This window comes from Bradyrhizobium liaoningense (assembly GCF_018130785.1).
Lineage (GTDB): Bacteria > Pseudomonadota > Alphaproteobacteria > Rhizobiales > Xanthobacteraceae > Bradyrhizobium > Bradyrhizobium liaoningense_A.
The window spans coordinates 24,859-46,391 of the sequence record NZ_JAFCJT010000032.1 but is presented as its reverse complement, the minus strand read 5'-3'; the positions used below and the strand labels follow the sequence as shown (position 1 = coordinate 46,391).

20 protein-coding genes and 1 tRNA gene are annotated in these 21,533 nt (G+C 63.8%); 12 read left to right on the top strand and 9 right to left on the bottom strand.

Annotated features, from left to right (window positions below; genetic code table 11):
• The first annotated feature begins 5 nt into the window (after positions 1-5).
• Genes JQ627_RS35285 through JQ627_RS35275 form a run of 3 tightly spaced genes read left to right on the top strand, consistent with a single transcriptional unit; the run spans position 6 to position 4,419 of the window.
• Entirely contained in the window at positions 6-1,649 is a 1,644-nt protein-coding gene (locus JQ627_RS35285) for an arylsulfatase (protein ID WP_212488946.1), read from the top strand.
• A 3-nt stretch (positions 1,650-1,652) separates the two neighbouring features.
• On the top strand, positions 1,653-2,627 hold the full coding sequence (locus JQ627_RS35280; RefSeq protein ID WP_212488945.1) for a formylglycine-generating enzyme family protein: 975 nt from the start codon (positions 1,653-1,655) through the stop codon (positions 2,625-2,627).
• Between the two features lies 1 nt (position 2,628).
• On the top strand, positions 2,629-4,419 hold the full coding sequence (locus tag JQ627_RS35275) for a chloride channel protein (RefSeq protein ID WP_212488944.1): 1,791 nt from the start codon (positions 2,629-2,631) through the stop codon (positions 4,417-4,419).
• Between the two features lie 5 nt (positions 4,420-4,424).
• Here the strand turns inward: JQ627_RS35275 and JQ627_RS35270 are convergent, their stop codons facing one another.
• The 3 genes from JQ627_RS35270 to JQ627_RS35260 are packed head-to-tail and all read right to left on the bottom strand — an operon-like array spanning position 4,425 to position 7,898.
• Entirely contained in the window at positions 4,425-5,147 is a 723-nt protein-coding gene (locus tag JQ627_RS35270) for a GntR family transcriptional regulator (protein WP_212488943.1), read from the bottom strand.
• A 28-nt stretch (positions 5,148-5,175) separates the two neighbouring features.
• Positions 5,176-6,771, bottom strand: a complete 1,596-nt coding sequence (locus JQ627_RS35265; protein WP_212488942.1) for a GMC family oxidoreductase — start codon at positions 6,769-6,771, stop codon at positions 5,176-5,178.
• Complete coding sequence (locus JQ627_RS35260) at positions 6,771-7,898, bottom strand: mandelate racemase/muconate lactonizing enzyme family protein (protein ID WP_212488941.1); 1,128 nt, start codon at positions 7,896-7,898, stop codon at positions 6,771-6,773. The genes JQ627_RS35265 and JQ627_RS35260 overlap by 1 nt, the downstream gene beginning before the upstream one ends.
• Before the next feature lie 106 nt (positions 7,899-8,004).
• Between JQ627_RS35260 and JQ627_RS35255 the strand changes: the two genes are divergently transcribed.
• From JQ627_RS35255 to JQ627_RS39420, 6 genes are all read left to right on the top strand, one after another.
• Positions 8,005-8,775 (top strand): ABC transporter permease, encoded by a 771-nt coding sequence (locus JQ627_RS35255; RefSeq protein ID WP_092258897.1) that lies wholly within the window; start codon positions 8,005-8,007, stop codon positions 8,773-8,775.
• On the top strand, positions 8,772-9,581 hold the full coding sequence (locus JQ627_RS35250) for an ABC transporter ATP-binding protein (protein ID WP_212488940.1): 810 nt from the start codon (positions 8,772-8,774) through the stop codon (positions 9,579-9,581). Before JQ627_RS35255 ends, JQ627_RS35250 begins: the two co-directional genes overlap by 4 nt.
• Before the next feature lie 19 nt (positions 9,582-9,600).
• Entirely contained in the window at positions 9,601-10,596 is a 996-nt protein-coding gene (locus tag JQ627_RS35245; protein ID WP_212488939.1) for an ABC transporter substrate-binding protein, read from the top strand.
• A 1,072-nt stretch (positions 10,597-11,668) separates the two neighbouring features.
• Positions 11,669-11,890: a hypothetical protein gene (locus JQ627_RS35240; protein ID WP_212488938.1), complete on the top strand. Its 222-nt coding sequence runs from the start codon at positions 11,669-11,671 to the stop codon at positions 11,888-11,890.
• A gap of 212 nt (positions 11,891-12,102) precedes the next feature.
• Positions 12,103-12,309, top strand: coding sequence for a hypothetical protein (locus tag JQ627_RS39425; protein ID WP_249143661.1), 207 nt, complete (start codon positions 12,103-12,105; stop codon positions 12,307-12,309).
• 40 nt (positions 12,310-12,349) lie between these two features.
• Positions 12,350-12,562: a hypothetical protein gene (locus tag JQ627_RS39420; RefSeq protein ID WP_249143660.1), complete on the top strand. Its 213-nt coding sequence runs from the start codon at positions 12,350-12,352 to the stop codon at positions 12,560-12,562.
• 71 nt (positions 12,563-12,633) lie between these two features.
• Here the strand turns inward: JQ627_RS39420 and JQ627_RS35230 are convergent.
• Both JQ627_RS35230 and JQ627_RS35225 read right to left on the bottom strand, forming a co-directional pair.
• Positions 12,634-12,707, bottom strand: a tRNA-Gly gene (locus tag JQ627_RS35230).
• Positions 12,708-13,028: 321 nt separating this feature from the next.
• Positions 13,029-15,434, bottom strand: coding sequence for an ATP-binding protein (locus JQ627_RS35225; protein ID WP_212488937.1), 2,406 nt, complete (start codon positions 15,432-15,434; stop codon positions 13,029-13,031).
• 326 nt (positions 15,435-15,760) lie between these two features.
• Here JQ627_RS35225 and JQ627_RS35220 point away from each other — a divergent pair, with 326 nt between their 5' ends.
• Positions 15,761-16,474 carry an ABC transporter substrate-binding protein gene (locus tag JQ627_RS35220; RefSeq protein ID WP_212488936.1) on the top strand — a complete coding sequence of 238 codons (714 nt, stop codon included), beginning with the start codon at positions 15,761-15,763 and terminating at the stop codon, positions 16,472-16,474.
• A gap of 10 nt (positions 16,475-16,484) precedes the next feature.
• Here JQ627_RS35220 and JQ627_RS35215 read toward each other — a convergent pair whose 3' ends face one another.
• Together JQ627_RS35215 and JQ627_RS35210 are read right to left on the bottom strand one after the other, a co-directional pair.
• The gene (locus JQ627_RS35215; protein WP_212488935.1) at positions 16,485-16,688 is read right to left on the bottom strand and encodes a hypothetical protein; all 204 of its coding nucleotides are present in this window, start codon (positions 16,686-16,688) and stop codon (positions 16,485-16,487) included.
• Between the two features lie 26 nt (positions 16,689-16,714).
• On the bottom strand, positions 16,715-16,900 hold the full coding sequence (locus JQ627_RS35210; protein ID WP_212488934.1) for a hypothetical protein: 186 nt from the start codon (positions 16,898-16,900) through the stop codon (positions 16,715-16,717).
• A gap of 203 nt (positions 16,901-17,103) precedes the next feature.
• Here JQ627_RS35210 and JQ627_RS35205 point away from each other — a divergent pair, with 203 nt between their 5' ends.
• Entirely contained in the window at positions 17,104-17,484 is a 381-nt protein-coding gene (locus JQ627_RS35205) for a YciI family protein (RefSeq protein ID WP_212488933.1), read from the top strand.
• 9 nt (positions 17,485-17,493) lie between these two features.
• On the opposite strand, the gene JQ627_RS35200 is transcribed toward JQ627_RS35205, so the two are convergent.
• A complete protein-coding gene (locus tag JQ627_RS35200; protein ID WP_212488932.1) occupies positions 17,494-18,084 on the bottom strand; it encodes a TMEM175 family protein in 591 nt (196 codons plus the stop codon).
• A 127-nt stretch (positions 18,085-18,211) separates the two neighbouring features.
• Between JQ627_RS35200 and JQ627_RS35195 the strand changes: the two genes are divergently transcribed.
• Positions 18,212-20,269: an ATP-dependent helicase gene (locus tag JQ627_RS35195; protein ID WP_212488931.1), complete on the top strand. Its 2,058-nt coding sequence runs from the start codon at positions 18,212-18,214 to the stop codon at positions 20,267-20,269.
• A 6-nt stretch (positions 20,270-20,275) separates the two neighbouring features.
• Here the strand turns inward: JQ627_RS35195 and JQ627_RS35190 are convergent, their stop codons facing one another.
• Positions 20,276-21,523, bottom strand: coding sequence for an amidohydrolase family protein (locus JQ627_RS35190; protein WP_212488930.1), 1,248 nt, complete (start codon positions 21,521-21,523; stop codon positions 20,276-20,278).
• Positions 21,524-21,533 lie beyond the last annotated feature (10 nt).

The window sequence follows — 21,533 nt, the reverse complement described above, 5'->3', positions numbered from 1 at the left end:
CAAACATGCCGAATGGCGCAAAGACCCCCGACAGCCCAAACATCCTGCTCATCCTCAACGACGACATGGGCTTTTCGGACATCGGCTGTTACGGCGGCGAGATTCAGACGCCGAACCTCGATCGTCTCGCGGCCAATGGCTTACGCTATTCGCAGTTCTACAACACCGCGCGCTGCAGCCCCTCGCGCGCCTCGCTCCTGACCGGCCTGCATCCGCACCAGACCGGCATCGGCATTTTGACCTACAGCAATGGGCCGGAGGGTTATGCCGGCAATCTGAACAAGAGCTGCGTGACGATCGCCGAGGCGCTCAAGAGCAAGAACTACACGTCCTATCTCAGCGGCAAATGGCATATCGCTAGCAGCCTGACCTCGCCAACCGACGCGTGGCCGATGCAGCGCGGCTTCGACCATTTCTACGGCACCATCATCGGCGCCGGCAGCTTCTATCATCCGAACACGCTCACCCGCGGTAACGACAATATCGAGCACGAAGCCGTCAAGGATCCCTCGTTCTTCTATACGGACGCGATCAGCGACCAAGCGGCTGCCTTCATCCACCAGCACAAGGCGGAAAAGCCCAACGCGCCGTTCTTCCAGTATGTCGCCTACACGGCGCCGCACTGGCCGCTTCATGCCCATGACGAGGATATCGCCAAATACAAGGGCCGCTTCGATGCGGGCTGGGACAAGCTGCGCGAGGAGCGCCTCAAGCGGCTCGTCGACGACGGCATCATCCATCCGAACTGGCGCCTGACCGATCGCGATCCGACCCAGCCGCCGTGGACCGACGCAGAACAGCGCGAATGGACGCTGCGCTGTATGGAGGTCTATGCAGCCCAGATCGACCGCATGGACCAGGGCATCGGCCGGATCCTGAAGGCGCTGGAAGAGACCGGTCAGATGGACAATACGCTGATCATCTTCCTGTCCGACAACGGCGCCTGCGCCGAGGACATTCCGGAAGGCGTCACGGCAAAGGAGCTGGTGGACCAGCTCATGATCGCGCAGGCCAAGACCCGCGACGGCCGGCCAGTGCGCTTCGGCAACGATCCGACCCTGATGCCCGGCGCCGAGGATACCTATCAGAGCTATGGCACCGCCTGGGCCAACCTCTCCAACACGCCGTTCCGGCTCTACAAGCACTGGATCCACGAAGGCGGCATCGCGACACCGTTCATCGTGCACTGGCCGCGCGGCATCTCCGAGAAGGGCGGCCTGCGGCACAATCCGAGCCAGCTCACCGACGTGATGGCGACCATCCTCGACGTCACCGGCGCCACCTATCCCAAGGAGTACAACGGCAACGCCATCCTGCCCTGCGAGGGGGAGAGCCTTGTGCCGTCATTCGCGTCGGCTTATGGCAACCGTGGCCCGCTGTTCTGGGAGCACGAGGGCAATGCGGCCGTGCGCGTCGGCAAGTGGAAGCTGGTGCGGAAGTATCCCGGCCCGTGGGAGCTCTACGACATGGAGACGGATCGCACCGAGATGAACGATCTGGCCACGCAGCATCAGGACCGCGTCCGCGAGATGACGGAGCAGTATCAGCAATGGGCCAATCGTTGCGGCGTGATCCCGCGCGAGAAGATTCTCGAATTGATGAAGGCGGAAGGCGGTACGGCCTTCTGGGAGGAAGAGAAGCAGAAATAGGACATGACTCGGGATCGTTCGCATTGCTGCACCCGGGGCGCCGCCGGCAAGGAGCCGGCGACGGCCAACGATGCACAAGCAGCGATCCTTCCCAGTCCGACCCCGATCCCGCGCCGCTGGAGCTCACTGATCGGCGGAACCTTCCACATGGGATCTGCCGATCGGGGCTTTGTCGAAGATGGCGAGGGACCGGTGCGGCCCGTCACCTTGTCGCCGTTTGCTATCGCTTGTCACGCCGTGAGCAATTTGCAATTCGGCGACTTCGTCCGTGCCACGGGCTACATGACGGAAGCCGAGCGCTACGGCTGGAGTTTTGTCTTCGACGGGCTCCTGCCCGAAGAGACGCGCACCGAGCGCACGACGCGGGTTCAGGAAACGCCGTGGTGGGTACCGGTGTCGCGCGCCTATTGGGCGCAGCCGGAGGGACCCGCGAGCAGCATCCTCGACAGGCTCGATCACCCCGTCGTCCACGTCTCCTGGAACGACGCACAGGCCTACTGCGCATGGTCCGGCACGCGCCTTCCGACCGAAGCGGAATGGGAGATGGCCGCACGTGGCGGATTGGACCAGGCCATCTATCCCTGGGGTAACGAGCTGCAGCCCGGCGGCGAGAATCGCTGCAATATCTGGCAGGGCAACTTTCCCGACCGCAATACCGTGGATGATGGCTATTTCGGTACGGCGCCCGTTCACACTTTCGCGCCCAACGGATATGGCCTGCACAATGTCGCCGGAAATGTCTGGGAATGGTGCGAAGACTATTTTTCGCCGAGCTATCACCGCCTCACGCCATCACGAGATCCCTTGAACCGCGAGCTAGCTCCCAACCGGTCGATGCGTGGCGGATCATTTCTTTGCCACGAGTCCTACTGCAATCGCTACCGCATCGCGGCGCGAAGCTCCAACACGCCCGACTCCGCGTCGAGCAATATCGGCTTCCGCGTCGTGCGCACCGAGCCGCTGCGGGATCCGGCATAGGATGGAGCCGGCGCCACATCCTGCGAAGCCGGCGGCTGCTCCAGGCATCCGCCTGCTGCCGTTGTTTCTGCGCAATTTCGTGCGCAATCGCGAGACTGGCCTCGTGCTGGTCGCCATCGTCGTCGGACTGCTCAGCGGCGTGCTCGTGGCCGCGATTTCGAGCCTGAGCCAGGTCTCTCACGCGCTGCTGTTCGACATTCCTTTGGACGCACACCTCAGCGCCACCGGCGTGATCTCCTGGCAGCGCACGCTGCTCATCCCGATGCTCGGGGGCCTGGTGCTTGCGCTGATCGGGCTGTACTTCGCCCGGCGCGTGAAGGGACAGCAGCTCGCCGACGCAATCGAGGCCAATGCGCTCTATGGCGGCCGGGTGTCCTTTCGCGGCAGCTTGCTGATCTCAATCCAGACATTGCTGTCCAACGGGTTTGGCGGATCGGTCGGGCTGGAGGCCGGCTATACCCAGATCTGCTCGATGTTCGGCTCTCATGTCGGCCAGCGGCTGGCCGCCCGCCGTAACGACATGCGGCTCCTGGTGGCCTGCGGCGCGGCGGGGGCGATCAGTGCCGCGTTTTCTGCACCGCTGGCCGGCGCCTTCTACGCCTTCGAGGTCGTGCTCGGCGCCTATACGTCCGCCGGGCTCGTGCCGGTCATCGCCAGCGCCGTCACCGCGTGGCTCGTCGCGCGGCAATTGACGCACCAGTCCTTCCTAATGGTGCCTGGCTTCCCCTCTCCGGTTTCCGTCGAGATGATCGCACAGACGGTGCTGATCGGCCTCATCTGCGCCTTCATCAGCATCCTTGTCATGCTCTCGGTCGCATTTTCCGAGCGCTGCTTTCAGCGCATCACAGCGTTCAAGGGCTTCCTGCGGCCAATTCTCGGCGGCTTTCTCCTCGGCGGCCTCGCCCTGCTGACGCCGACCGTACTCGGCGCCGGTCACGGCGCCATGCAGATCTTGCTGGTCAGCAATCCGACCTGGCTCCTGCTCACGACCACGATCGTGTTCAAGATCCTGGCCTCCGCCGTCTCGCTCGGGTCCGGTTTTCGCGGCGGCCTGTTCTTCGCCTCGCTCCTGCTCGGCGCGCTGATCGGGCAGCTCTACAGCATTGTGCTGACGGGCCCTCTTCCCGCGCTCGCGCTTCAGCCCGGCACGGCAGCCATTGCGGCGCTCGCCGCGCTCGGAACCGGCGTCCTCGGAGCGCCGTTCAGCATGGTCTGTCTCGCGCTCGAGATCACCGGCGATTTCTCCGTCACCGTCGGAGCAGTGGTCGCATCATCGGTCTGCGCGCTGATCGTCCGCGAGTTGTTCGGCTACAGCTTTGCGACATGGCGCTTTCATTTGCGCGGCGAGGTGATCCGCGGCCCACAGGACATTGGCTGGGTCCGGCAGATGAGTGCGGCATCCCTGATGCGCACCGATTTCGAGAGTGCGCTGACGACGATGGCGATCGGCGAGGCGCAGAAGCTGTTTTCGCCGGCGCAGGTCCGCCAGATCGTGCTGCGCGATCCCAACGGTATCTATGCGGGCATCGTCCCCGCCGCGACACTGCATTCCGTTGCCAATCAGGACGACCAGCTGCTTGGGTCGCTGGCGCAGCAACAGGATGAATGCCTGCTTCCGACCACGCCGGTTCGCGAGATCCTGAAGGCCTTTGAACGCAGCGAAGCCGACGTGCTCGCGGTTGTCGACCGCGCCGACCATCGCGCCTCGATCGGCATCTTGAGCGAAGCCCATGTCCTGCGCACCTACGGGGAAGAGCTCGAGCGTCGAAACCAGGAACTGTTTTCGCGTTGAGGCCGCTAGGGCCGCAGATCCATATCGATCCGCACGAAGTCCCCGCGATAGGTGACTTCGCCGAGATAGATCACGGTGCGGTCCTGCGTCGTGAAGATGCGGCGGACTTCGGCCACCGGCGAGTTCAGGGGCACGCGCAGCAGCCGCGCCGCCTCGATATCCGCGGTACCGATCGTCAGGGTCTGGCGCGCGCTGGCGATGGCGGGGTCCCTGAGATCGTTGAGGATCGGGATCACGGTCTCGTTGCGAAATCGCTTTGGCGACCTGCGAAAGATCTTCTCGTCGAGATAGATGGAAATGACGCAGTAAGGCTGCTTCTCCCGCGAATGCAGCCGACGCATGAAGACGTATTTTTCGGCCGGCTTGCCGTCCCCGGGAAGCAGCGGTGCATCGCTGCGGCTTTCCGAGATGTTGATGATCTCGGGCGAGGTGTCGCGGTACATTTCGGCGAGATCGGACAGCGTCGTCTCGACCTTGAGCCAGCGATCCTGCCGCACCGTCCCGGTAACGAAGGTGCCGCGGCCCTGCTGCGCCTCGATCACGCCGTCGCGGGCGAGCAGCTCGACCGCCTGCCTGATCGTGACGCGTGACACACCGAACTCGGCCGCCAGCTCCTCGTTGGCCGGCAGGCGAAAACCCTGAGCCCAGACGCCGCGCGCGATCCGCTGACGGAAGATGTCAGCAATCTGCGCGTATTTGGGGACGTGACTGTCGGAACTCAATTCCATCTCGTCCTCCAGAAATCAGGCGGCCCGTTCAGGCCATGACAAAGGCCGCACCGCGTTCGCCGATCATCAGGCTGGTCGCATTGGTGTTGGCCGAGGTGATCTGCGGCATCACAGAGGCGTCGATCACACGCAACCGCTCGACACCGCGCACGCGCAGCTGCGGATCGAGCACTGCCTGCGCGTCCCGGCCCATGCGGCAGGTCCCGACACAGTGAAACACCGTGCCCCCCGTGTTGCGCGCAAAATCCCACAGCCCGGCATCATCCCTTGCTGCCTCGCCCGGCACCATCTCGACATCCCAGAGCGGACGAAATGCTTTCTGCTGATAGATCTCGCGCAGAATCTTCAGACCCGCAACGACGGTCTTGCGGTCGATTTCCTCGGCAAAATAGTTCGGTGCGATCCGCGGCTGCTCGAACGGATCGGTCGAGCTGATCGCAAGCTGTCCGCGCGACTTTCCGTGGCACTGCCAGACCGAAGCGGTGAAGCCGGAGTAGCTGTGCAGGGGCTCACCAGGCTTATCGACCGAGAGCGGCATCACATTGAACTGCACGTCCGGCCGGTCGCCGACGGCGTGTTCAGTGCAGGCTGCGCCGCCCACCTGCCCCGCGCCGACCGTCAACGGACCACTCCCTGCCAGCATCCACTGCAAGCCCATTTTCGCCAGTTCAACGGGATTGCGGACCTGATCGTTGAGCGAAATTCGCTCCTTCAGGCGGACGATCAGCCGGGCCTGATAATGGTCCTGAAGATTGGCGCCGACTTCCGGAGAATCGGCAATTACGGGAATGCCGAGCTTGCGCAGCAGGTCGGCCCGACCTACGCCGGAGAGCTGAAGGATCTGCGGCGACTGCAGCGCGCCGCCAGACAGGATGATCTCACGATCCGCGGTCGCGCTATGGACCTGTCCCTTGCTGATCCACTCGACGCCGGTCGCGACGCGACCGCTGAAAACGACCTTGCTGACCTGCGCATGGCTGATGATCGTGAGGTTGGGACGGTCGGCGATGGGGCGCAGAAACGCAGAAGCGGAACTGGTCCGCCAGTGCCGCCCGATGCCGAGCTGGTAGGTGCCGACGCCGAGCGTCGTGGCGCCGTTGAAGTCGGGATTGCGCGGCAGGCCGAACTGCACACCCGCCTCGACCCAGGCCCTCGATGCCGGATTGTCGTTGCGGAGATCGGAGACCTCGAACTCGCCGAGCCCGCCGTGAAATTGGCTCTCGCCGCCGCGGTAGCGTTCGTATCGCCGAAAATACGGCAGGAGTTCGCGATAGCTCCAGCCCTCGGCGCCAAGGCGTTCCCAATCGTCAAAGTCTTCGTGCTGACCTCGGATGAAGATCAGCCCGTTGATCGACGAAGAGCCGCCGAGGACGCGGCCACGCGGCCAGACGATGGCGCGACCGCCGCTCCCTTCCGACGGCTCGGTCTTGAACAGACGCGAGAATCGCTCGTCGTAGATGGTCCGGTAGTAACCGACCGGAAGTTTCAGCCAGAAATTCCGGTCCGAGCCGCCGGCCTCCAGCAACAGCACGCGGCAGGCCGAATCGGCCGACAACCGGTTCGCAACGACGCAGCCGGCCGAGCCCGCGCCGACGATGATGTAGTCATAACCGCGTGCTGACATCAGACCGTCCGGTATTGTTCGATGGAGGCAAGATCGGGCGTGATCCCGAGGCCTGCCTCGTCGCCGAGCGCGATCATGCCGTCGCGGACCTCAAGCACGGGACCGCAGAAACGATCGCGCAGCGGGTTTTCGTTGCAGTCGACTTCGAGCAGCCCATCGCCGCCGACACCGCCGAGAAGATGCGCGGACGCCAGAAGGCCGATGCCGGCGCCGAGATAGTGCGGGCAGAACATTTTTCCCGACGTCAGGATGTCGCGAGCAATGTTTGCGCAAGCCGACAGCCCGCCCCATTTGGCGATGTCGGGCTGGACGACACCGAGAACCGGCTCGCTCAACACCTCGGCAAAGCCCGCGTAGCTCGCGATGTTTTCGCCGGCTGCGAGCGGAAAGCGGACGGTCTCATACAACTGCTTCCATTCCTGCCGCGCGCGATCCGCACGGATCGGCTCCTCGAGCCACGCGAGACCGAAGTGCTCGAGCTGAGGTGCGAGTTCCAGCGCCTGCGCAATGGTCCAGCCCTGGTTGACGTCGGCGGCAAGCAGGCCTTCGCCCACAAGGCGACGCAGCGCGGCGAGATTGGCGCGGTCACCTGCCGGATCGAAGCCGATCTTCAGCTTCAACGCGCGGTAGCCGCCGCCCAGGGCCGCTTCGGCCGTCCGCTCCGATCCCACCGGATTGATGCCGCTGGCGTAGACCTTGATCTCGCGCCTCGCACCGCCGAGTAGCCTCCACAGCGCAACGTTCTCGCGGCGCGCGTGGAGATCCCAGACAGCGAGATCGATGCCGGCGATCGACTGCGCAAACGGGCCGGCTTCACCGGATTGCAGCGCGAGCACCGAAGTTCCCTGCGTCAGACACTCGAACGCGGCAGACGGCTCCGGCGCAATGAATCCGACGAGGGCCGGCGCGAGCACCTCGTTGACGAGCCGAACACGATGCTCGGCACCTGGTGCCGGAAAATTGCACCACACTTCACCCCAGCCGACATGTCCGTCGGTGTCTTCAACGCGGACGAAGACGGCCGGCCGATCCCTCATCCGCCCGAAGGATGTGATGACCGGCGTCGTCAACGGGTAGCGATAGCCAAAGGCCTGGACGCTGCGGATGGTGAAAGGCGACGATGTCATGCGGGAAAGCCTGCGACGCCTACGACCAAAGGCGCCACTTGTATGGTCATCCTATTTATAATATGACCTTTGAAAACATCAACCGCAATCTGGGTGGACGCGTCGAATGAACGGAGCTGGCCTGAGACGCTTTGGTCTCGGATTGATACCGTGGATCGGTGCGATACTGCTCTGGTACGCCGTGCGCTGGAGCGGCTTCGTCAACGTCTCGCTGATCCCAGCGCCGCACCAGGTCGCCGCAAAATTCTTTGAGCTCCTCACCAAGGAAGGGCTGCTGATCGACATCTTCGCCTCGACCCGGCGCGTCTTCCTTGGCGTCGCACTCGGCATCCTCGTCGCAGTGCCGGTCGGATTTCTGCTGGGGTGGTATCGCCCCGCCCGCACCTTCGCCGACCCCATGATCAACTTCTTTCGCGCGCTGCCGCCGATCGCACTGATCCCGCTGGTGATCGTCTATTTCGGCGTCGACGAGCTCGCAAAGCTCGTCATCCTGTTCTACGCCTCGTTCTTCTCCGGCGTGATCGTGATGTATGAGGGCGTGTCCCAGATCACGCCGCTCTACATTCGCGTGGCGCAGACACTCGGAGCCAACCAGGCCGAAATCTTTCGCAAGGTCATCATTCCCCTCACCGTCCCGCACATCCTCACCGCGCTGCGCGTGGCGTTGGGCGTGGCCTGGGCGACGCTGGTCGCATCCGAGCTGATCGCGGCGCAGCGCGGGCTCGGCGCTATGATTCAGAATGCCTCGACCTACTTTCTGCTCGACGTGATCTATGTCGGCATCATCTGCATCGGCTTGATCGCGCTGATCATGGATTTGATCCTGCGCAAGATCACGGCCCGGCTCTTGGTCTGGCAGGATCGGGCCATCGCATGACCAAGCGCGCACAGTTCGACAAGGTTTCGCTGTCCTTCGATACACAGAAGGGCCGCCTCAACGTCGTCGAGGACGTCAGCTACGACATTAACGACGGCGACTTCATCGCGGTGATCGGCCCGTCCGGCTGCGGCAAGACCACGATGATGAGCATGCTCGCCGGCTTCCAGAAGCCGACGACGGGCAATGTCCTGTTCGACGGACGTCCCGTCGCCGGCCCCGGCCCCGAGCGCGGCGTCATCTTCCAGGAATATGGCGTATTCCCCTGGTTGACGGTGAAGCAGAACATCGCCTTCGGCCTGACGCTCAACGCCAATCATGTCCCGACCGCCGAGCGCGATGCGATCTCCGACCACTATCTCGGCCTGATGGGCTTGTCCGACTTCGCCAATTCCTATCCAAAGCATCTGTCGGGCGGCATGCGGCAGCGGCTCGCGATCGCGCGGGCCTATGCGGTGAAGCCGCAATTCCTGCTGATGGACGAGCCATTCGGCGCGCTCGACGCCCAGACCCGCTCCAATATGCAGAACCTGCTGCTCAAGGTGCTGGAGACCGAAGGCAAGACCGTTATGCTGATCACCCACTCTGTGGAGGAGGCGATCTACCTCGCCTCCCGCATCGTGGTGGTGACGGCGCGGCCGGCACGGATCAAGGAGATCATCGACGTGCCCTTCGCCTACCCGCGGGACGAGTCGATCCAGGAGCGGTCGGAATTCGCCGAGCTGCGAAGCCATATCAGGCAGCTGGTGATGGACGAATATCGCGCCCAGCAGGCGCAAATGCGTCCGGTCTCATTCTCAGAATAACAAACAAACGGAGGACATCATGGATCGGCGGCAATTTCTGACCACGACGGCGGGCCTTGCACTCGGCACCTTCACGGCCGCAGCGCCCGCGATTGCGCAGGCCAAGACAAAAGTTCGCGTCGGCTATCTCCACACCGTCGCCGTCGACGGTCAGATCTGGACCGGCATGGATCGCGGATCCTTCGAGAAACAGGGTCTCGATCTCGAGCTGCGCCAGTTCAATACCGGCCTGGAAATCTTCCAGGCCCTGATCGGCGGCAGCCTCGACGTGCTGGCCACCGGCGCGGTGCTCTCGAACTTCCCGGCCCGTGGCCAGGGCAAGGTCTTCCTCATCAACGATATCGAGGTCGCGACGGCGCAGCTCTGGGTCCGCAGCGACCAGGGCATCAAGACCTTCGCGGACCTGAAGGGCAAGCGCATCGCGACCGCGACCGGCACCACCGCGCATGTGTTCCTGGATACCGCGCTTCGCGCCAACAAGATCGATCCCAAGGAGGTCGAGCTCGTCAACCAGACCATGCCGGCGGCCGTGACTGCCTTCATTTCCGGTGCGGTACCTGCGGTCGCGCTTTGGGTGCCGTTCAACGTCACCGTACGCGACAAGGTGCCGGGCGCGACGATGCTCGCCGACGCGTCGGCCTACTATCCAAAGGCGGCGATCATTGGCGGCTGGGCTGCAGCCAACGACTATTACGAGCCCAACAAGGAAACGCTAGCCAAGCTGATACGGGGCTGGGCCGATGCCAACGACTACATCATTGCGAACAGCACCGAAGCGATGGAGAAGCTGCAGAAGGGCCATTACAGCCAGACGCCGATGGCCGACATCAACGAGTCTTTCAAGGCCCAAAAGATGTTCTCGTCGCGGGACTGGAAGCGGATGTATTCCGACGGCACCGTCACCAATTGGCTGCAACAGTCGACAGACTTCTTCATGGCAAATGCCGGAATCAAGGACTTTACGCCCGCAAGTAGGTATTTCGATCCAAGTCTGTATCTGAAGACGATCGCCTAGCTGTGACTCGCGCGGGCCAGCGCTAGCGCCCTAAGTTTGGCGGCGTTCAGGACGGGTGCCCAACGCCTCAGCAAACTTGTGCGCGCGCTCCGCGTTCGTCCTAGATTTGATTTCGCGCCCGGTGCCGGCCGCTGGTCCAGCAGCACTCGGGTCGTCATCGTCGTTGATCACGGACGAAAAGCCGTCGCTACTAGCGCTCCACATTTCCATGTGCTCGACGGTACCGTGGAATTGCAGGGACACAGACCAATTGCTCTCCCGTGGGCTATCGAAGGAATGAGAAGACCGCCAACCGGGGGCAGCCCAAGCACAGGCATCACGATCTTGATCTGAAACTAGGTTGGCCGTTGAAGCCCGCGAGAATTGACCCACTCATTGATGCGGGCGGCGGTATCGGCTTGGCCGGCTCTCCTCAGAAGCTCCTCTCTCTTCTTTCCGGCAGGCATTATTTTCGCCTGCTCCCGGCTCTCTTGCGCGAGTTTCGCGAGCTGGTCCCGAAGCGAGATAGTCTGCCCAAAGGTATATCGCATGACGCTACTCCAGCGTGTACTGCGAATTCGCCACTTTCGAATTTCTGCCCGAGGTGATGCAATTGGATGAGAGTTTCTACCCTCTAGCTCTCAAACGCCAGCTCTATTTTGACCGGCTTACAAAGAGTCGGATCTCAATGATTAGTCAGAAGCGGTGTCGCGATATTCGACTTCCCGTGAAGCCCGGCTTCAAATTATTGGTCAATTGGTGCGGTCCGCCGCTTGGGTTCGTAGCGCTTCACCAACTTCAGAAGGCGCCTTTGATGAAGGGATCAGCTTGCCCGGCCAGAGCACGCAATATCTTCGCGCGCTGCTCGTTAGATTCATCGTCCAACATGGTCGTCCTGCACAAAAAATGACATCGATTGGGTCCATGTAGCGAAACACGGCTCGTGAGGAAGTCCTCGAAAAGGAATTCTTTCGACAAGCTCGCAAACCTGGCGCGCTACTCGCCCCTCAAACGAGCAAATCTTTGATGTAGATCATTTGCCGAGGCTGTCAGGAAGCGCATGCTGCACATGAGGTAACGAGGGAGGCTCCGCATGATTTCGGTCTCAACACCTCATCGCGAAAAATGCCCTCGATGTGGTTCTGGGGCAGTCCACCTCGAGTGGCGTGAACGCGTGAATGCGCAGGAAGTCCAGGATCTTTGGCGCTGCTGGGACTGCAAAGACGAATTTGTCACGATCGTTACTTCCGACGAAAAGGAGCCGTCGGCAACTGACAAGATCACCGAACGATTCTTCACCAACCTGCTAGTCTGATCAATGGCGCCCGAGACCGATCTTATGAGTAGATCGTCCGATGTGACGTGACCGATGCGTTGCGACGCAACGCGCGATCTCAAACGTCCCTGCCGAGGAGCGGCAGACCAACCTGACGCCGGAGCAACTTGACCACTCAATCGCGCGGCTCGCCGTACACAGGTCCTGGAGCGCGCGGCGCGTGGAACACGATCTCAGGGGCGCACCCTCACATGTTTCCGCCGAGAAACCCGTTCGAGAAGATGGGCCTGCAATCGACATCGCGCGAAACGCCGCATGCGAACTTGGCCGAGCTGGCGGCGTTCCGCGCCACAGCCATCGAGATGGGCTATCCGTCGTTGGCCATGAAGGCGTTGCGCCCCACGGGCGGTCTCATGCTTCGTCCTGACGACAGTGGCCTACCGTGGGGGCAAGGGTGAGATGCTGACGCAGGTCGAGCGCATTTCGAAGAAGATCATCATGGCGGCGGGCCTGCGGCCTGAGCTGACCTTCACGTCGTTCGGCCGGCATCGCGGGACCACCGAAGCGAGCACGTCCGGCTTAACGGAAACGCAGTTGATGAAGAAGGGCCAATGGTCATCGACGAAAGCGATGGCGCACTACCTGCACCATGACGATGAAGCCAAACAGGACGCGCAGATCAAGCGGCGCAAGCAGGCGACCGGAAAGTGAACATTTGTCGGAATGGATTGCGCCGTCTTGTCGGAATGGAATCAAGAAATCCGATAAGCGCTTGAAAACATTGGAGCGGGTGAAGGGAATCGAACCCTCGTATTCAGCTTGGAAGGCTGCTGCTCTACCATTGAGCTACACCCGCGTCGGGCGATCACCTAACACGGCCGGGCGGCAGTCTCAACTGCTTCGGGCCGGTCTTTCCCGCCTCGCGAGCAGGCTTGTTCCCGCCTCCGGCGCCCCCTTAACGGCGGCGGGATTCCGTCCTATATTGGGAGTCCCGAAACCAATGAAAGGAGGTGATCCAGTGTCTTATCTCAAGCGCTGTCACCTCGCTGGGATCGCCCGCTAGGCTTTGACGAAAGGCCTGGCATCGGGGCGCTCTCAGCCCTGGACCAGCGAGCAAGAAATCGGGCGCGACGGGGCCTCCCCGCCGCGCCTTTTTCGTTGACGGGGCGTGTGCCGCTCAGGCCGGCGGCTCACCCGCGAGCGTCTCGCGAATCTTCTGGGACAGCTCCGACTTCCGATATGGCTTCTGGAGCAGCGCCACGCCGGGATCGAGATGTCCCTCGTGGATGATGGTGTCGTCGGTGTAGCCGGAGGTGTAGAGCACCCTCACCCCGGGGCGGCGGAGGCGGACGGCTTCGGCCAGCTCCCGTCCATTCATGCCGCCGGGCATGATGATGTCGGTGAACAGGAGATCGAATCTCGCGCCCTGGTCGACCAGCGTGAGCGCGGTCGCGCCGTCGGCGGCAACAAGCGTGCGATAGCCGAGGCTGCCGAGCTGGGCGATGACGTAGCCCTGCACCAGCGGATCGTCCTCGACCACGAGAATCGTCTCGTGCCCACGTGTCGCCGCGCGCGCCTGCACGGCGTCCGTTCTGCTGGAAGCCTCCCCCTCCGATCGTGGCAGGAACAACCGCACCACCGTGCCACGGCCCTCCTCGCTCTCGATGGCGACGGTGCCGCCGGTCTGACGGGCAAAGCCGTAGACCATGCTGAGACCGAGCCCGGTGCCGCGACCGACGCCCTTGGTGGTGAAGAACGGCTCGAATACGCGGTCGCGGATGTCCGCCGGGATGCCGTGGCCGGTGTCGGTCACCGCGATCATCACGAAGGCACCGCGTGAGACATCGCCGTCATCGGCACTGCCGGTGCCGTCAGATTCCCGGTTCGCGGTCTCGAGCACGAGCTTGCCCCCGCCCGGCATCGCATCGCGCGCATTGACGGCGAGATTGACGATCGCGGACGAGAGCTGCGACGGATCGGCCATCGCGGACCATGCGTCGTCGGCAAGCCGGGTCACGATCTCGATATGCTCGCCGAGGATCGGCTTCAACAGTTTCGCCGTTTCGACCACGAGGCCGTTGACGTCGATCTCGCGCGGCTCCAGCGGCTGCCGGCGCGCGAAGGTCAGGAGCTGCGAGGTGATCTCCGCGCCGCGCGAGGCCGCATCGTCGATGAGCTGCGCGATCGCGGCAAGCTCGGGCTTGTCCGCAAGCCCCTCGTGGATGATCTCGATGGTGCCGGTGATGACCGTGAGCACGTTGTTGAAGTCATGCGCGACGCCGCCGGTGAGCTGGCCGATCGCGTCCATCTTCTGGGACTGGCGAAGCCGCTCCTCGGTCTCGTGTTGCCCGGTGAGGTCCGTGGCCGAACCGCGATAGCCCATGAAACGGCCGTCGGCGGCGAAGATCGGCTGACCATTGACGCTGAAATGGCGCACGCGCCCGACGACATCGCGGCCGCGATACTCGAATTTCCGGAACGGCTCGTGGCGGTCAAGCGTCGCCATGTGCTCGCGCCACTTCTGCGGCTCGGCATCGCGGTCGAAGGCGGCATCGCACCGGCGCTTGCCGATCAGGGCCTTGCGGTCCATGCCGAAGGCGCCGGCCCGGTCCGATATGTAGGTGAAGACGTGATCCGGTCCGGTCTCCCAGAACCAGTCGGACGCGGTCTCGGCGTAGTCGCGGAAGCGCTGCTCGCTCGCGCGCGCGTCCTCTTCGGCACGCCGGCGGATCTTCAGATCGCGCTCGAGATTCGCGTTCGCGTCGCGAATCTCATCGTAGGCGCGTTCGAGCTTCGCACACATGGCGTTGAAGGCGTCGATCACCTTGTCCAGCTCGTCGGCATCGTAGGGTCGGCGCCGCTCCAGGTGCAAAGGCGGAGGCGGTCGTGCAACGCTGTACTTGCTGACGAACTCGGCGATGGCGACGAGGTGCCGCGTCACCAGAAGATGGACCATGTAGATGATGAACAGGGACACCAGGAACGTCTTTGCAGCCTGGCTGGCCAGAATGACCAGAGCCCGGTTCAGCAATTGCTGGTAGACGTCACTCAGCGTGGCCTCGACGTGGAGCTGGCCGATGGAACGCGACGCCCCCTGCGTGGTGTAGTTCAGCGCATAGTCCCGGGTCATGACCGAGCGGGTGCTTCGCTCCCCGACCGAGACACTGATGGGATTGGGGCGATCGGCGATCTCGCGGACCTCGACAGCACGGATGTCGGGCAGCCGCAGGATACCGTCAAGCTGGAGCCTGAGCTGGTTCTGGTCGAGATTCCACAGGCTCTCGCCGAGGCTGTCCGTGTAGCTGCGTCCGATCTCGTCGAGCCGCGTCTTGATGATGCCGACCTCGCGATCGTAATCCAAGTAGAGCTGAAGCGCGGTCAGCGTGAGCGTCACGATCGAGGAGAACAGCAGCACGGCGGCAAGCAGGCGCGGCCCGACGCCGCTGCGCGACCAGTGGAAGATCCGCGCCAGCAGCGCCGCAAACATCGACGGCGCGATCGCAGCGCCAATGCCGTTCAAATCCTGCTTCGCCGCCGCCGGCGCAATGGCCCGGCCGGGTTCCTCGTCACCTGCGTTGCCCATGCACCACTTCCCCGGAATGGCGACACCCAGCTCCGGCCTGCAGGCCGCAGCCTCGAGCAATTCGACGGTTGAGACTCTCCCTCAGCACCCGATGCGGGCAGCGATCCTGTCGGCCCAGCGGCGATGGAATCATGCCTTGCGCCCTGCAGCAGGATTGTTGGGCAAACTACCACTTCGCGTGCTAGAATGACATATCGGTGAAGGTCCGGAGTCGCCTGCACGTCGGGCGAGCCGCGATCGTTGCGGCCCTGCCCCGGCACCATCTGCGGTCGACCGCGCTGGCATTTGAATCCAATGGTAGCAATGGGCGATTGGAAAGACGCGGCATGTGGCGGATAGTTGTCCTCTGCCTGTCGTTGCTCGCAGCCGGCCCATCGCAGGCGCAGCAGCTGATCCGACTGGCGCGCATCGCCGACATCCCCGACCAATATGTCGGCGGCGAGATGCTGCGGGCCGTCTACGCCAAGCTGAACATCAAGCTGGAGTTCGAGGACGTCCCCGGCAAGCGGGCGCTGGCGCTATCGAGCGCCGGCGATGTCGACGGCGAGATCCAGCGGATCGGAACGCTCTCCCGCGACTACCCGACGCTGATTCAGGTCACGCCGGCGATCAACTACATCGAGCCGGCGGTCTTCGCGACGAAACTCCGTTTCGACGTCGACGGCTGGAATTCGATCAGGGACTACAGCATCGGCATCGTCCGTGGCGTCGGCTCATCGGAGGCCGGCACGCGCGGCATGAGCCGCGTCACCGCGACCACGAGCCTCGAGAACATGGCCAGGATGCTAGATGCCGACCGTTTCGACGTGATGGTCACCGACCTCTTCAGTGGGCTGGTCGCGGTCCGGAAGCTCAATCTGCAGACCAGGATATACCCGCTTTCCCCGCCGCTCGAGCGCATCCACATCTACCACTATCTGCACGAACGCCATCACGATCTCGTGCCGAAAGTTGGAAAGGTGATCGCGCAGATGGACGCGAGCGGCGAATTGGCGAAGCTGCGCGAGGCCCTCATCAAGCAGGTCCTGAGCGCGCCGTGACGGCGCCGGTTCAGATCGTGCGAAGTCGCTCGCGCAACGCGACCGCGGCGATCAGCACGCCGACGCACCAGGCGATGACCGCCCGGTGCGGCTCGCCGCTCAGAAGCACCGTGAGGATGCTCGTCAGAAGACACGGTGCGATCGCCTTGCGCGTCCGGCTCGCGAGCGAGAGCAGGAACGGCATCGCCGCGATCGATATTTGCAGGACGTCCATGTTGAAAGACGGTGTTGCCGAAGGCTTCAGAAGCCACACACGTTGAGCACGCGAGGGCGTTTTCCGCGGCGGCTCTCGACGATGCGTTCGCCGCCGTTCTCGACCGAGCTGCCGTAATAACGGTGATGGCCGCTCTGGTCGTGCAAATCGGCGGGCTCCGATTGTGCCGCCCGCCGCGCGTCGCAGATGATCTTGATGGTCTGACCCGACATTGCCGCCTCCGATGGCCTTCCGTGTTCTTGTGGCCATCAGTCGCCTCGACGTTGGACGGCGTTCACCCGGTCGGGCCGCAATCGGGTTTCAGGACGGTTTCATCGAGGCCTACCCAACGCAATATTTTGTGGTTGGGGATTGTCGGCGCAGCCCGTAGTGATACGTCCTTTGGACGCGCGCAGCAAAAATCTACGAGGTGACGATGCTTTACGCCATCCTGGCCTATCATGTGGAAGACGAGCTCTTGTCCTGGACGCCGGAGCAGGACGCCGCGGTCGTGGCCAAGGTCATCGAGGTTCAGGCGCCCTTGAGGGCAAGCGGACATTTCGGGCCGGCCGCCCGTCTGGATGAGACCCGAAAGGCCCGCACCCTGCGCGGCCCCGGCGCGGGCATGGTGCTGGACGGCCCGTTCGCCGAGACCAAGGAGCAGCTTCTGGGCTTCCACCTCGTGGACTACGACACCGAGGAAGAGGCGATCGCGGCGGCGCGGAAGCTGCGCGAGGTCAACCCGTCGGCGGTCTACGAAATCCGCCCGGTCAAGCTTTACGTGCCGTCCGACGGGTTCGGCGCGACAAAGGGGTGAGCCGTCGCCTCACGCGCCTGGCTCGGTCGGCGCGACATAGAAGCGCTGGATCAGCAGCCCGCCAAAGGCGATGAACCACACGAAGGGCGCGACGTGTGGCGCGAAAGCCGCAACGATCGTGCCCGGAACGAACACCAGCAGCGGAAACATCGAGGCCATGATCTCGTGGCGCCAGCCGCCCAAAATCGTCCACCACAGCCAGGCATTGAGGCCGGCGATCGCGGTCAGATGCAGGCCGTAGAGCACGGCGACCGCGCTGCTCATGCCGTAATTGGTGTAAAGGCCGTTGGTCACCGGCAGCAGCACGATCGAGAGCAGGAAGAACAGGTTGAGGATCACCATGCCGCGGCCGCCCACGGGCTGGCGCGCGAGCCGGCGGTGGTGGCTGATCCAGAACACGCCGGCGATGATGAAGCTGAGCGCGAGACCGGCGAGCTTGCCGGAATAGACATGGGCGAGATCGCTCCAGCTCGGGGCACTGGTGAACACCGCGGCTTTGGGCAGGTCATAGGCGAGCAGCGTCATGGCGACACCAAAGATGGTATTGCTGAGCGACTCCAGCCGCCGCATCTCGAATTGGTCGGGCTTGAGCTCGGTCATGCCGTTGCGCGTTTTTCGGGCTGGAACTTCGGGCCGCCTTGTCCCTAGGTCTTAACACCGGTTCCGTCCAGCTGCATTGCGATTCGCGTCGGGATCGCCGATTCTCACCCTTTCACCGGGGCGATTCGTGGCGACATATCTGGACACGCTCAATGCGGAGCAGCGCCGCGCCGTCGAGCATGGCGTGGCCGATGGCGCGACCGTGGGCGCTCCCCTGCTCGTCATAGCCGGCGCTGGCTCCGGCAAGACCAACACGCTCGCTCATCGCGTCGCGCACCTGATCGTCGCAGGCGCCGATCCGCGCCGTATCCTCTTGATGACGTTCTCACGGCGCGCGGCGGCCGAGATGGCCGGCCGGGTCGAGCGCATCGCCCGAAAGGTGCTGGGCGAGAACAACGCCGCGATCATGCGCGACGCCCTCACCTGGGCCGGCACCTTCCACGGCATCGGCGCGCGGTTGCTCCGCGAATATGCCGAGCGGATCGGCGTCGATCCCGCCTTCACCATTCATGACCGCGAGGATTCCGCGGACCTGATGAATTTGGTCCGGCACGAGCGCGGCCTGTCGAAGACCGAGAGCCGCTTTCCGGCCAAGGGCACGTGCCTGTCGATCTATTCGCGCTGCGTCAACGCCGAGATGGAGATCGAAAAGGTGCTCGGCCAGCACTATCCTTGGTGTGCGGGCTGGGCAGCCGAGCTGAAGGGCCTGTTCGCGGCTTATGTCGAGGCCAAGCAGGCCCAGCACGTGCTCGATTACGACGACCTGCTGCTCTACTGGTCGCAGATGATGAGCGATACGCTGATCGCCGAAGAGATCGGCGGCCGCTTCGATCACGTGCTGGTCGACGAATATCAGGACACCAATCGCCTGCAATCCTCGATCCTGCTGGCGCTGAAGCCAGACGGGCGCGGGCTCACCGTGGTCGGCGACGACGCGCAGTCGATCTATTCGTTCCGCGCCGCCACTGTCCGCAACATCCTTGATTTTCCGCAGAGCTTCTCCCCCCGCGCGGAAATGATCACACTCGACCGCAACTATCGCTCGACGCAACCCGTGCTGGCGGCGGCCAACGGTGTGATTGGATTGGCGCGCGAGCGCTTCACCAAAAACCTCTGGACCGACCGCACCTCCACGCAAAAACCGCAGCTCGTCACCGTGCACGGCGAGGCCGATCAGGCGCGCTACATCGTTGAGGAGGTGCTGGCCAACCGCGAGCAAGGCGCGCTGCTCAAGCACCAGGCGGTGCTGTTCCGGACGTCCTCGCATTCCGGTCCGCTGGAGATCGAGCTGACCCGCCGTAACATCCCCTTCGTCAAGTTCGGCGGACTGAAATTTCTCGATGCTGCGCATGTCAAGGACGTGCTGGCACTGCTGCGCTTTGCCGAAAATCCGCGCGACCGCGTCGCGGGCTTCCGCATCCTGCATCTGTTGCCGGGCATCGGCCCCGCAACCGCGCAGCGCGTGCTCGACCAGATGGCCGAGAGCATGGACCCGCTGCACGCGCTCGGCCAACTTCCGGTGCCGGCGCGCACCGGCGCGGACTGGACCGACTTCGTCCGCACCGTCGAGAATTTACGCTATTCGGAATGGCCGGCCGATCTCGAGCGCGTGCGACTGTGGTACGAGCCGCATCTCGACCGTATCCACGAGGATTCCGAGACGCGCCGCGCCGACCTGATGCAGCTCGAGCAGATCGCGAGCGGCTATGCCTCGCGCGAGAAATTCTTGACCGAGCTCACGCTCGACCCGCCGGATGCGACCAGCGACAAATCAGGTCCTCCGCTCCGCGACGAGGACTATCTGATCCTCTCCACCATCCACTCCGCAAAGGGCCAGGAGTGGAAGTCGGTGTTCGTGCTCAACGTCGTCGACGGCTGCATGCCCTCCGATCTCGGCGCCGGCACCAGCGCGGAGCTCGAGGAGGAGCGCCGCCTGCTCTATGTCGCGATGACGCGTGCCAAGGACGATCTGCACCTCGTCGTGCCGCAACGCTTCTTTGTCCACGGCCAGGCCGCCAAGGGCGACCGCCACGTCTACGCCTCGCGCACCCGCTTCATCCCGGAATCCCTGGTCTATCTGTTCGAGCGCACCGCCTGGCCGAAGGTCGCGGCGGGCGCTGCCCGCAGCGCGGCACAGGGACCGAAGATCGACATCGGCGCGCGGATGCGGGGAATGTGGCGGTAGGTCCGGCTAAGCGTTCAGCCTGTCGAACTGGACCTTGCCTGCCTTCATCACCATCGGGATGTGCTCGCCCTGGCCGAGCAGGCAGGCCACATCGCGCAGCGGGTTGCCGTCGACCACGAGCAGGTCCGCAATAGCGTCGGGCGCGATCCGGCCGAGCTTGCCCTCCATGCCGAGCACTTCGGCGCCGATCAATGTCGCGCTGGCGATGACGGCATGCGGCCCGAGAATTTCGGCGCGAATCCGGAATTCGTCGCTCTGGAGGCGTTGAGAAGCTCCAAGCAGGTCGCTGCCAAATCCCATCTTCACCCCGGCGTCGCGATAGATCGCGAGCGAACGCAGACCCGCGTCGCGGACATCGGCGATCTTGGCCACGCTCTCCGGCGGCAGGCCATATTGGGCGCCCTCGTTGGCCAACGCCTCGTAAGTGACGAGCGTCGGCACCACATAGGCACCCTTCTCGGCCATCAGCCGTGCGGTCGGAGCATCGATCAGGTTACCGTGCTCGATGGTGCGCACGCCGCAGCGGACAGCGCGTTCGATGGCGGCAGCGGTGTAGGCGTGGGCGAGCACATAGGTCTGGCGCCCGCGTGCCTCCTCGACGATGGCGCGGATCTCGTCCTCGGAGTAGCCGAAGGCGCCGACCGGATCGGTCGGTGAAGCGACGCCGCCGGACGCCATGATCTTGATCTGGTCGGCGCCCATCTGGAGCTCCTCGCGCGCCGCCCTGCGCACGCTGTCAACGCCGTCGGCAACGCGTGCCAGCGCGCCGACACGCACGCAGCATGGACACGGCGCGTCGCTCGCGAGGTAATCCGAGCGGGCCCGCATGTCGCCGTGGCCGCCGGTCTGGCTGAGCGCACGGCCGGAGACGAACAGCCGCGGGCCGTCGGTGAGACCGGTCTCGATCGCCTGCTTCAGCGCATGGCCGGCGCCGCCGGCATCGCGGACGGTGGTAAAGCCACGCCGCAGCATGCCGCGCAGCAGCAGCGTCGAGCGCAGCGTCACCAGCACGTTCGGCATGTTCACCTGTTGCGCCAGGTTGAGCTCGACGGCGATGGCGTGCACATGCAGGTCGATCAGGCCGGGCATCAGCGTCTTGCCCTTCAGATCGATGGTGCGGTCGGCTGCGGCCTGGAGCGGCCGGTCGGAGACCTCCTTGATCAGATTGTCCTCGACCAGCACGTGATGTCCCTCCAGCAAGTCCGGCTGGAGCGGGTCGAGCAGAGCCGCGTTCTTGAAAAGGATGCTGGGCATGGTCGTTTCC

Coding starts and splice junctions, on each gene's coding strand:
- JQ627_RS39420 (WP_249143660.1), top strand. CDS start 12,350: ATGGCGGCGGGCCTGCGGCCTGAGCTGACCTTCACGTCGTTCGGCCGG.
- JQ627_RS35260 (WP_212488941.1), bottom strand. CDS start 7,898: ATGACATCGTCGCCTTTCACCATCCGCAGCGTCCAGGCCTTTGGCTAT.
- JQ627_RS35275 (WP_212488944.1), top strand. CDS start 2,629: ATGGAGCCGGCGCCACATCCTGCGAAGCCGGCGGCTGCTCCAGGCATC.
- JQ627_RS35200 (WP_212488932.1), bottom strand. CDS start 18,084: ATGACCGAGCTCAAGCCCGACCAATTCGAGATGCGGCGGCTGGAGTCG.
- JQ627_RS35205 (WP_212488933.1), top strand. CDS start 17,104: ATGCTTTACGCCATCCTGGCCTATCATGTGGAAGACGAGCTCTTGTCC.
- JQ627_RS35210 (WP_212488934.1), bottom strand. CDS start 16,900: ATGTCGGGTCAGACCATCAAGATCATCTGCGACGCGCGGCGGGCGGCA.
- JQ627_RS39425 (WP_249143661.1), top strand. CDS start 12,103: ATGTTTCCGCCGAGAAACCCGTTCGAGAAGATGGGCCTGCAATCGACA.
- JQ627_RS35220 (WP_212488936.1), top strand. CDS start 15,761: ATGTGGCGGATAGTTGTCCTCTGCCTGTCGTTGCTCGCAGCCGGCCCA.
- JQ627_RS35270 (WP_212488943.1), bottom strand. CDS start 5,147: ATGGAATTGAGTTCCGACAGTCACGTCCCCAAATACGCGCAGATTGCT.
- JQ627_RS35280 (WP_212488945.1), top strand. CDS start 1,653: ATGACTCGGGATCGTTCGCATTGCTGCACCCGGGGCGCCGCCGGCAAG.
- JQ627_RS35250 (WP_212488940.1), top strand. CDS start 8,772: ATGACCAAGCGCGCACAGTTCGACAAGGTTTCGCTGTCCTTCGATACA.
- JQ627_RS35245 (WP_212488939.1), top strand. CDS start 9,601: ATGGATCGGCGGCAATTTCTGACCACGACGGCGGGCCTTGCACTCGGC.
- JQ627_RS35255 (WP_092258897.1), top strand. CDS start 8,005: ATGAACGGAGCTGGCCTGAGACGCTTTGGTCTCGGATTGATACCGTGG.
- JQ627_RS35190 (WP_212488930.1), bottom strand. CDS start 21,523: ATGCCCAGCATCCTTTTCAAGAACGCGGCTCTGCTCGACCCGCTCCAG.
- JQ627_RS35265 (WP_212488942.1), bottom strand. CDS start 6,771: ATGTCAGCACGCGGTTATGACTACATCATCGTCGGCGCGGGCTCGGCC.
- JQ627_RS35215 (WP_212488935.1), bottom strand. CDS start 16,688: ATGGACGTCCTGCAAATATCGATCGCGGCGATGCCGTTCCTGCTCTCG.
- JQ627_RS35240 (WP_212488938.1), top strand. CDS start 11,669: ATGATTTCGGTCTCAACACCTCATCGCGAAAAATGCCCTCGATGTGGT.
- JQ627_RS35285 (WP_212488946.1), top strand. CDS start 6: ATGCCGAATGGCGCAAAGACCCCCGACAGCCCAAACATCCTGCTCATC.
- JQ627_RS35225 (WP_212488937.1), bottom strand. CDS start 15,434: ATGGGCAACGCAGGTGACGAGGAACCCGGCCGGGCCATTGCGCCGGCG.